The 9,353-nt window shown below is 35.0% G+C and carries 9 protein-coding genes; 3 read left to right on the top strand and 6 right to left on the bottom strand.

Annotated elements, in window-relative coordinates:
* Nucleotides 1–272: 272 nt before the first annotated feature.
* The 6 genes from CHX27_RS03970 to CHX27_RS03945 form a co-directional block, all read right to left on the bottom strand.
* Nucleotides 273–572, bottom strand: coding sequence for a DUF6804 family protein (locus tag CHX27_RS03970; protein ID WP_094485472.1), 300 nt, complete (start codon nt 570–572; stop codon nt 273–275).
* 132 nt (nt 573–704) lie between these two features.
* Entirely contained in the window at nt 705–1,106 is a 402-nt protein-coding gene (locus CHX27_RS03965) for a CpXC domain-containing protein (protein WP_094485471.1), read from the bottom strand.
* A 3-nt stretch (nt 1,107–1,109) separates the two neighbouring features.
* On the bottom strand, nt 1,110–1,565 hold the full coding sequence (locus CHX27_RS03960; protein WP_094485470.1) for a TerB family tellurite resistance protein: 456 nt from the start codon (nt 1,563–1,565) through the stop codon (nt 1,110–1,112).
* Between the two features lie 10 nt (nt 1,566–1,575).
* Nucleotides 1,576–4,071: an Hsp70 family protein gene (locus tag CHX27_RS03955; RefSeq protein WP_094485469.1), complete on the bottom strand. Its 2,496-nt coding sequence runs from the start codon at nt 4,069–4,071 to the stop codon at nt 1,576–1,578.
* Nucleotides 4,072–4,085: 14 nt separating this feature from the next.
* A complete protein-coding gene (locus CHX27_RS03950) occupies nt 4,086–4,472 on the bottom strand; it encodes a hypothetical protein (protein ID WP_094485468.1) in 387 nt (128 codons plus the stop codon).
* Nucleotides 4,473–4,483: 11 nt separating this feature from the next.
* Entirely contained in the window at nt 4,484–6,412 is a 1,929-nt protein-coding gene (locus tag CHX27_RS03945; RefSeq protein ID WP_133063411.1) for a hypothetical protein, read from the bottom strand.
* 482 nt (nt 6,413–6,894) lie between these two features.
* Between CHX27_RS03945 and CHX27_RS03935 the strand changes: the two genes are divergently transcribed.
* The 3 genes from CHX27_RS03935 to CHX27_RS03925 all read left to right on the top strand — a co-directional run.
* The gene (locus CHX27_RS03935) at nt 6,895–7,968 is read left to right on the top strand and encodes a carboxypeptidase-like regulatory domain-containing protein (protein ID WP_165764429.1); all 1,074 of its coding nucleotides are present in this window, start codon (nt 6,895–6,897) and stop codon (nt 7,966–7,968) included.
* Complete coding sequence (locus CHX27_RS03930; protein ID WP_094485464.1) at nt 7,961–8,884, top strand: peptidase associated/transthyretin-like domain-containing protein; 924 nt, start codon at nt 7,961–7,963, stop codon at nt 8,882–8,884. Before CHX27_RS03935 ends, CHX27_RS03930 begins: the two co-directional genes overlap by 8 nt.
* Nucleotides 8,877–9,353, top strand: a 477-nt coding sequence (locus tag CHX27_RS03925; RefSeq protein WP_243388956.1) for a cysteine peptidase family C39 domain-containing protein, incomplete at its 3' end; no start/stop codon positions are given. The genes CHX27_RS03930 and CHX27_RS03925, both read left to right, overlap by 8 nt.

Genomic DNA, 9,353 nt, shown 5'->3' with positions numbered 1-9,353 from the left:
ATAATTGGTGGTAACGTTTTTGCGCTTGGCGTTCGTGCGGGATTTTAGGGCACAAAACTGTCAACCCAGCACTAAAGTTGATTTGAAAAACTGAACTTGAATTTAAGCACGTCACCCCGCATGACGCCAAACGCATGTTAGCACTTCGCCCTTCTTTTCTGTCGTGTTTGTTTGCTGTCATTTTGTGTCTGTCTTGGTGCGTTGGCAAAGCAAGCTCTTTTGCAATTTTTGGTCTGTGCGTTGGCTTGTGCGAATTGCAAATGTGCTTGCTTTTAGGGTTGGCTTTCCTTTGGTTTTATAAATATTGAAATTAAGAGTCCTATTCCTACAACTACGTCAATTATATTCCACAATTGTCTGCCAAATGTGATTTTGAAAAACGGTTGAAATAGCAAAGCAAGCCCACCATAAATTATCATTTCTGTCTGTCTGCCTTGTTGGTGTGCTTGATAGGCTAAAATTCCAAATCCAATTAGACCTGCAAATCGAACAAATTGAAAATAACCATAAGGCATGTCTAATAAGCACAACAAAAACAAAACCGCAAGTGATATTTTTATTACAATGTTCACAGAAAGAAAAGTTTTGAAATTCCATAAACGACACTCGCCCCGAAACCTAACAAAAGGACGAATACACCTAAACAACCACTATTTTTCTTCTTGTTTTGGTTTTGTAAATGCTTTAGGAAACCCTGCATTTGTTCATTCATCTTGACTAATAACAGCTGGCTTTGCCTTTAATTCGCCACTTTCAAATTTTATTATTGTTTGTTTAAACTCGTTCCAATCCTTGATACGTGGGGCAGCCGCAAGATAATTTCCTGGGCCCATCATTTGTACATAACCTTCACTGTCCTTTCCAATTTGAGCATCAAATTCAGGCTCCCACCAAACTGCAAATTGTCGTTCGGCATTAGTGTACATAAAAGGGAAGGGAAGCTTAGTTTGCTTGTTACATCGTGGGCAAGTAGCAACATTAATCTTGTTGGACATAACAAGTTCTCTATTTTCTGGGTATTCGCCCCATATTGTACGATACAATGTAAAGTCAAATTGATTGCCACAAGATGGACAAGTGATTTTTGCTTCTAATCTTTTACTCATATTTTAAAAGTTAATTTCGTTTGTAAACTCTTCGTGTTGACCATAGTTATTAAAGTCAATCAAATAATCAATATGATGAGGAAACTTAACAATTAGGGTTTGTTCGTCTATCCTTATCTTAGACTTTGCCAGATGCAAAAACCGCAATTCGTTTTCTTCAATCTTTTCATCAGCTTGAATAATCTTCAATAGGACTTCAATTAAAAGTAACTCTTGATGTTCGTTTAATTCATTGTTAGTTATTTCTTGAAGAAACTGATTAACAGCATTTTTGCCATTACTCTTTATTGCTTCAATATTTTTTTGCAATGGCTCTTCGAACTCATAGCCCATAAAATAAATTTCATTAGCTACAATGCTTTTGATTTCGTTAATTTCTTCTTCCGCAATATTGCCATCGCAAGCCATTGCTATCACGGCTGATTTGAATAGGAAATCTTTAAATTCTGAATTTTTCATGCTATTGATTTTAAAGACCAAAACCGATTCTTGTTGTTGCTTCTTTTTCTGCCCCTCTTGGGAGTAAATTAAGAAGTCCGCTATTGATTTCTGCAAGTCGTTCCCAGTTCCTGCTTTCTATTGCAAAAACTCCTGCATCAACCAAACTTTTCGCTTGGGCTTGGTCATTCATTCTTGTTTGATTGTCTCTGCACCATTTAAAAATACCTACTAAAAACTCCGGTGTTCTCCAACGAATACGGGAAATAATGCTGTACAATTCGTCTGACTTCTCCTGAATTTTCAATGGGCTATTTGTTGAAAAAAATGCACTCTCTTGAGCAACTATGTCGTTAAATGTTTTTCGTTCGTGGTCATTACCGTTTTCGTCCAACATCTTTTCACATTCATCTTTTGTTTCAAAATAATGGGCTTTTACTTGTTGTATTCTCTTATTCTTGGTTGCACTATCAATTTCCTGTGCAATTTTTCTTTTTTTATCTTCTAGTTGGTAGCGCTTGTCCGTAACGTCATCGCTGGTTAAGCTTTCAGTTTCCTCACTGACGCTTTCCATTTCTTTTTTCAATTTGCTCAAGGCACTTGCTGTTTCAAAATCTTCTTTTTCACTTGCTTCTTCAATCTCCAAGTCTAATTTCTCAGAAAGTTCCTCAACTTGTTCTTTCAAAAACTCAACTGGTGTGTGTCTTTCTTTTGGGTTGAAAGTTTGTTTAAACTCTTGGTCAGCCATGTTCAAATAAACTGAAATGATAATATCTCTTGATTCTGAGATTGAAATTGTAATCTCAATATCAGAGCCTTTAGCAATATCTCTTTTTATTTGTGTACCCCGAATTTTCATAAAGCCAATAACTTTATTTGCTTCAGGCAATGCCAAATGAGAACCTTCTAATACATTGATATAAATAAAATCGTCATCGTTTCCTTCAATTAGACCTTTATTTAGAGGAAAACTAATAGCTTGAGAACGTAAAGGAAGAATTGAATTTTTGAAAAAAATCGGCTTTAGTCTGGTCTTGCCTGGGTTATCGTAATCATCTACTTCCAAACATATATCTTCAGGAATTGGCTGTCCGCTAATTCCAAAACCGCTATTGATACCTATGGGCTCAATGTCTGTTTCTACGATATTATTTTGGCTATCGTATACGACAAAAGAAAAGAAATTGAAAGCTCCATCAACCAATGGTAAATCTTCGCTTATTCTCTCTGTCAGTTTCTTTAACCCACTGTCGAAACCTCCATCTTGTCTTGTTATTCTGTATGATAAGCCTTCAGTTTTGCCAGTAACTCTTGCTGAAAAAAGTTCGTCCTTTTCTTTTGATGCTTTGTTATAAGATGTTTTGATAGAAATTGCAGTTGTCGGTTTTACTCCTGTTCCCTTTCCAATTTCTTTAGGCTTTGTAGCTGCATAATAAGCAGCACCAACTGCCACAGCAGTAGTTGGGTCAATTTCACAGTTTACTGGAATTTGTAAAACCTCTTCCACACGACTACGCACATAAGGAATGTATGTAGAACCACCGACCATTAAATTAAATTGCAAATCAGATGGTTTTAATGAATTTCTAGTTAGAATTTGTTTAATCATTTCAATTGTGCCATCTATATTGGATTTGATTAATTCATTGAATTCAGAACGAGTAATAGTTATTTCCATATCAACTTCGTTGCCGTCCTCGTCTTCAAAACCATCAACAACAATTTCTGCAGAAGTTTTAGATGATAAAATGATTTTTGCTTCTTCTGCTCTCCTAAGCAGAACATAATATTTAGCATTTAATTTTCCTGATGCACTTTTCATTTCGTCTTCCAAATTGATAAAGTTGTATTCTTCGGAAATTTTTGGAATCACAAACTTTTCTACAATCATTTGGTCAAAGTCTGCGCCACCTAAAAAATTATCACCCTCGTGGTCTAAAACTTTCATTTCTCCATGCTTTATTTGAATAAGTGCAACGTCAAAAGTTCCTCCTCCCAAATCGTAAACCAACCATTGGCCATCGTTCATTTCTCGTTCTTTCTTCATGTTGGCATAAGCCAAGCTTGCGGCAATTGGTTCTTGCAACAACACAACTTGTTTAAAACCTGCTTGTATACCTGCTTCTTTTGTTGCATTTGATTGTATCGTGTCAAATGAGGCTGGAATGGTTATTACAACAGCATCTAAGTTATCGCCTGTGTTTACAAATGTTTTCAGTTCTTTTAATACTTGAGCTGATAATTCAATCGGAGTTTTGGATTCATTGATTGATTTTATTTTAAAACTTTCCGCAGTTCCCATTTTACGTTTGAAAACACCAACAACACTTTTGGGGTCTTTTTCTAAAAACTCTTTGGCTTTGTTTCCAACTATGATTTTATCTTTTTTGTATGAAACTACAGATGGCAAAGTGTTTCTGCCGTAATCCTGTGGATTTGAAAAGATGATGACTTCACCTTTAATGAATTTAGCAATCGCACTATTGGTTGTGCCTAAATCAATGCCGAAGTTTATTGTATTTTCCATTTGTAAATTTTATTTTAAGAGTTTTTAGATTGAACGATTACAACTGCGGGTTGCACAATTACTTTCATCACTTTATCACTATCCAGATAGGAATAATAAATGATAGGCTTGATTACTTCAACGATTTCAAGATTTTCAACCCCAGTACCTGAAATTGTTGCTTCGCAGTCTGTTCTTGTATCTGTGTAATCTTCTCCCAAAGGATTATGATAGGTTAAACCAATTGTGGAAGAGCCTTTAAAAAATTCTTCTTCCATTATTCCTTTCATTTTGTTTATGTTCCTCTGAATAGAATTTTCTTCTTTCAGATTATTCGCTTTTTTTTCAATTTCAAATATCTGATTGATGAAATCGAGATAAGCTTGGGGAACTTTTACGATTACTTTTTTTATGTCTTGCATATGTATAATTGTTAATTGTTGAAAAATGTTGATTGGTCAATAGAAGATGAAGAAGCATTTCCGCCAGCAACCGTGTAAAGCGTAATCGTTGCCATTGTATATCCTCTGTCGCTGTCTTCAAAATACTCTGTTCCGTCAAATTCTGAAAAATGGACATCTGACTCAAAATTTCCTTTTGTTCCGCAACTGTTGGTTAAGGTTGGATTCCAGTCATTGCCATAGAAAACTCGTATTTTATAAGTGCCTTGTGCGATATTAGACATTGTGAAACTTGAATTTTTTCGGACATATTCATTTCTTATAGTTCTTCCATTATCAATACTGTATAAACATACAATTGCATCTGAACTTCCACCATTATCAATGGTAAGTGTTGCGTTACCACTATATATTCCTTTTCCAAAACAACCATCAAGAGGTGATGCACCATCTTTTAGTTGATTTCCCTTGTATTGGCTTTCTACTGGTGGCGTATATTCTTCAACAGGTGTCGTTGTTGGTGAATTATTCGAATTGTCATTTGAATAATTTGTTGAAGGATTTGTGTAGCTATTGTTTGTAGAACTATCATTGTAAGATGACGAGGAATTATTTGAATTAGAAATTGCAACAATTATTCCTATTACTACAGCAATGCCAATAAGCCATAAACAGCCTGAATTATTGCTTGAACTGGAATTTGAAGTGCTTCTTGTAGTTGTATTAGTCCTTGTTTGTGTTGTTGTTGAAACAGTTCTTTGTCTTACTAAATTAGCAATATCAATTTTGGTCTTTAATTCTGTGAGTTGCTTTTTAGCATCCAAAAGATTTTCTTGTGTTTCTGGTTTCAAACCTGTAATGCTGTTGGCTTTATTGATTAGGTCAATTGAAACGTCAATATTTGAATATGAATTCCATACCTCTACCGACATCGCCCTTAAAGACAGTGCAACTTGATTTTTTATTTCATCAAAAGTTTGTGGCAGTCGATTTACATCAGGAATAGAAATAGAAGAATTGACCCAACTTAAAAGTGAACTAGGGGTTAATGTTTTGTTTTCAATTTCTTCAATTTTACTTTTTGACTGAATGAGATAACCTGCATATTTTCTTAAAATAGGTGCATTCCTTTCTTGTTCAATCCTTTCTTGATTTTTACGTTTAACTATTTCGTAATTATTTTGAAAGGTAGGTTTGTTCAAACCGTCAATGTTTAAAGTTAAAATATGCTCAAGTAAATCTTGGCAGACTTGCGTATTATCAAAGTTGTTCCAAATGGCAACATTTAGATAGTTGATTTCATTGGCAATTTTCAGAATTTGGCTTTGAAAATAATTTGGCAAACAATTTAAAGGTTCAGTTGGGAAATACTCTGTAACCAAATCAACAACTTCGTGAATGTCATCATCATCATAAATACTTTCCTCGTTTTTAATATCGGTTCGAATTTCTGATAATTCTGTAAGTCTGTTTTGTAAAATGTTCGAAACGGTTTTGTATGCTGTATTTACATTACTTTGAGAAACAAGGAAAGAAGTTTTAAGAATAGATTTCAATAGCTCAACATCTTCATCCTCAAAAGCAGTTGAAAGAGCCTTGTCAAACTTTGGTGCATAATATGGACTGATGAAATTTACAAAGTCCGCCAGTTTAAAAATGCTGTCTTGTTTAAAATTGTCAAATAAGCTTTCATTACCATATACCAAGAATTCGTTGAGCTTTTTGTTTGATGTCAAGTATAAATAAAATTCTTTCAAATCGATATTTGAAAGTTCATTAATAGCTCTTTCACAATCGCCTTTTGAAAGTTGAAGTCCATAATAATTGTAATGTCCATCGTCCGATAAGTCAATGTCTGCAAAAAGTCTACGTTTCGCCTTTTTTATTGTGTCGCTATCTATTTGGCTACTGTCCGCCATGTTTGAAAGCTGCAATATTTCTATAGGATTTATGTATTGCATACCGGTTTTCTATTTGTGATTAATGCTTTCAGTATGTGTCAGGGTGGTGGGTGGGCTTGGGTGCGATTGGGCAAAATTAAATGTGCTGCAAAAGCGTTGGCTTGTGTTTCGGCTTGCAGCTCTTTTAATTTTGCGAAGGGTTGCCATTTTATCTGTCATTTTACTGTTCGTTTGTTATTGGTTGTGTCGTCTTTTAGGGTGAGTGCNCTTGAAATTATTGCGGTAAAACAAATTTATATTTTATACGTTATGTTAGAAAACATTAAGAATTTAGAAAATGTGCAGCTTTTAAGCAAAACACAAATGAAAAGCGTCAATGGTGCAGGGTATTTGACTAATTATCAATGCACGGGTAGGCCTTATTATAATACAACTGGCGCAGGTGATGGCCCGACCGGATGGGAATGCACTGCACAGTACCAGCGAACATTTATCGGAATGGATTGGGGTAAGGCTCAATTACTTCCAAATCAAGTTTTTCCATGTCCAGCAGGAATGCAATGTTAGTTAATACTGCGTTGAGAGATTTTATCTCTCAACGTGTTTTTCAAACTACGGTTAGACTTACACTTTTTTTGACTGTTTCAATGATGTTTTCACAAAGTCGCGAAATTCAGATTAAAAATAGTCTGACTAATGAAAAAATCTCTTTCGTCTCAATTTCTATGGGTAGTGGTACTGGCTTCTATTCTGATTCTAATGGTAAATTTAGAATTTCTGAGTCAGAAAATCGTATTGCAACTTTACAACACGAAGATTATATACCTACCACTGTAAAGTTTGATACAATTAAGAATACAATTACTTTAGACCCAAAACCTATTGAACTTCAAGAGGTTAAGATGCCTATACAGTCCCGAAAAAGAAAATATATCAAAGTCAAACCAATAAAAATTTCAAAAAATCATCCACATGCTGCTTTTGGTACTTTTGGTTTTGAGGTTGCAGTCCTTATAAGATCTAACCAAAATGACAAAATACGATATATATCGAAGGTTAGTATTCCATTCGAGCTAGACGACTTATGGATGAAGATTAATAAACTAAGAGACCCTCCTTCAATCCTAATAAAAATTACGTTTTTTCAAAACAATCTAAACTACCCTGATGAGGAAAAACCAATATCGGAAAGTGAATATTTTCATGTTGATGCAAGAGATATTGTAAAAGGTAGATCCACGGTTAAATTAATAAATCCAATTAAAATCCCAAATGATGGGGTATACATGGTTGTTACATTTTTGGGAAAAACAAATAATGAAGGAGACTTAATTATTGAGTCACCAAGTAGAATCGAAGAATACAATCAGCGTAGAATCGTCTTTCAAAATTACATACCAATTCAACTACCACTAGCAGTTGGTTTAAACTTCGAAAAATCGTTAGCGAGAAACTTTTTTAATACTGTCGATAAAAAGTTCTACAAAGTGACCCCACCGCTTTCATTAGATAAATTGACGGACGTCGAAAAAACGCAGACGGATCTGCGTTTATTATCGCAACAGTGCCCAGATTACTACGTTCCAATCGAGCTTACTCTTTTCTCGTATGAATAAAATTTTAATTCCTTTATTTGTACTAGTCCTGCACCATACATATAGTCAATTGAGAATTATTACAGTACTAGATGCGAAGAACAATAGCCCAATTGCAAATGCAGTTATTTTTGATCATGAAAAGGAAATAGCTTCGAGCGATACATTGGGAAACGCTTCAATACCAATTAATTTTTTAAGCTCCACATTGAAAATACGTCATATTGCGTATCAAGAAGAAACTTTTGATTTTACAGGAGAATCTAACTTTTGTTTTCTAATGCCCCAAGCATCCGCTTTAGATGAAGTTGTAATTTATAAAAACCAAAATAAGAGAAAAATAAAATCGCTTTCGCCTATCGAATCAGTACGTAAATTCCTTCCAGAAAATTATGGGCTTTCTCCTCCTATACAGACTAACATGGTTTCAGCGGTTTATATACCAAACATGACTCCATCTAAACGGCAAATCATAAAGCGAATTTCCATTGGCACATCTGATTACAAAAAGCGACTAAAAAGTGGTAAAATAGTCAAAGCCAAAAATGTGCAATTCGCACCATTTTTATTAAATATTTTTAGCGTTGATACATCGAACGGAATTCCCAACAGAAAATTGTTAGCTAAAGATCTGATCCTACAAAAACAGAAAAATCAAACGTATGCAATAGTAAACTTCGATGAACACGAAAGTGTTATTTTACCTTCAGAAGGAATATTCATATCATTTTGGAATATGGATTCAATTGAGCTATCTAAATTCGGCTTTGATGATCCACCTGGAATCAGCCTGATTGCAGTGTCTGTCACTAATAGATTTTTGCCATATCAAAAATTGATTTTTGCAGATTTTGAGCCTATCTGGTCGCAAAATAACTATTTAATAAAAAGGCAAAATACTTACGATATACATGTCGATATTGAGGAGTATGAATAACTTCCCCACCTACCACCAACCCGATTCCAAAGACTGCGGCCCTACATGCTTGAAGATAATTGCCAAACATTTCGGCAAAACGCTTAGCTTGCCCAAACTGCGGCAATTGAGCGAAACGCATCGGGACGGCAGCAGTCTGTTAGCGCTCTCAAACGCAGCTGAGCAGTTGGGGTTTAGAACCTTAGGCGTAAAACTTAACACCAAAAAACTTGCCGAAGCACCACTGCCTTGCATTTTGCATTGGAACAACAACCATTTTGTAGTGCTTTACAAAATCACTGCAAAAGGAGGAATATTTAAAACTAAAACGCAGGGAGACGATAAAACTTACTACATTTCAGATCCTGCGGTTGGTTTGATTACCTACAACGAAACTGAATTTCTGAAATTTTGGATTGGTAATAATGCAACCTCCGAAACTGAGGAAGGCATAGCATTACTTTTGGAACCAACACCCAAATTCTATCAG

The organism is Flavobacterium aurantiibacter (assembly GCF_002251775.1).
GTDB lineage: Bacteria > Bacteroidota > Bacteroidia > Flavobacteriales > Flavobacteriaceae > Flavobacterium > Flavobacterium aurantiibacter.
Note: the sequence above shows the minus strand (reverse complement) of the source record. Positions and strands in the feature narration are given on the sequence as shown.

Coding starts and splice junctions, on each gene's coding strand:
- CHX27_RS03965 (WP_094485471.1), bottom strand. CDS start 1,106: ATGAGTAAAAGATTAGAAGCAAAAATCACTTGTCCATCTTGTGGCAAT.
- CHX27_RS03960 (WP_094485470.1), bottom strand. CDS start 1,565: ATGAAAAATTCAGAATTTAAAGATTTCCTATTCAAATCAGCCGTGATA.
- CHX27_RS03955 (WP_094485469.1), bottom strand. CDS start 4,071: ATGGAAAATACAATAAACTTCGGCATTGATTTAGGCACAACCAATAGT.
- CHX27_RS03950 (WP_094485468.1), bottom strand. CDS start 4,472: ATGCAAGACATAAAAAAAGTAATCGTAAAAGTTCCCCAAGCTTATCTC.
- CHX27_RS03945 (WP_133063411.1), bottom strand. CDS start 6,412: ATGCAATACATAAATCCTATAGAAATATTGCAGCTTTCAAACATGGCG.
- CHX27_RS03935 (WP_165764429.1), top strand. CDS start 6,895: ATGTCCAGCAGGAATGCAATGTTAGTTAATACTGCGTTGAGAGATTTT.
- CHX27_RS03930 (WP_094485464.1), top strand. CDS start 7,961: ATGAATAAAATTTTAATTCCTTTATTTGTACTAGTCCTGCACCATACA.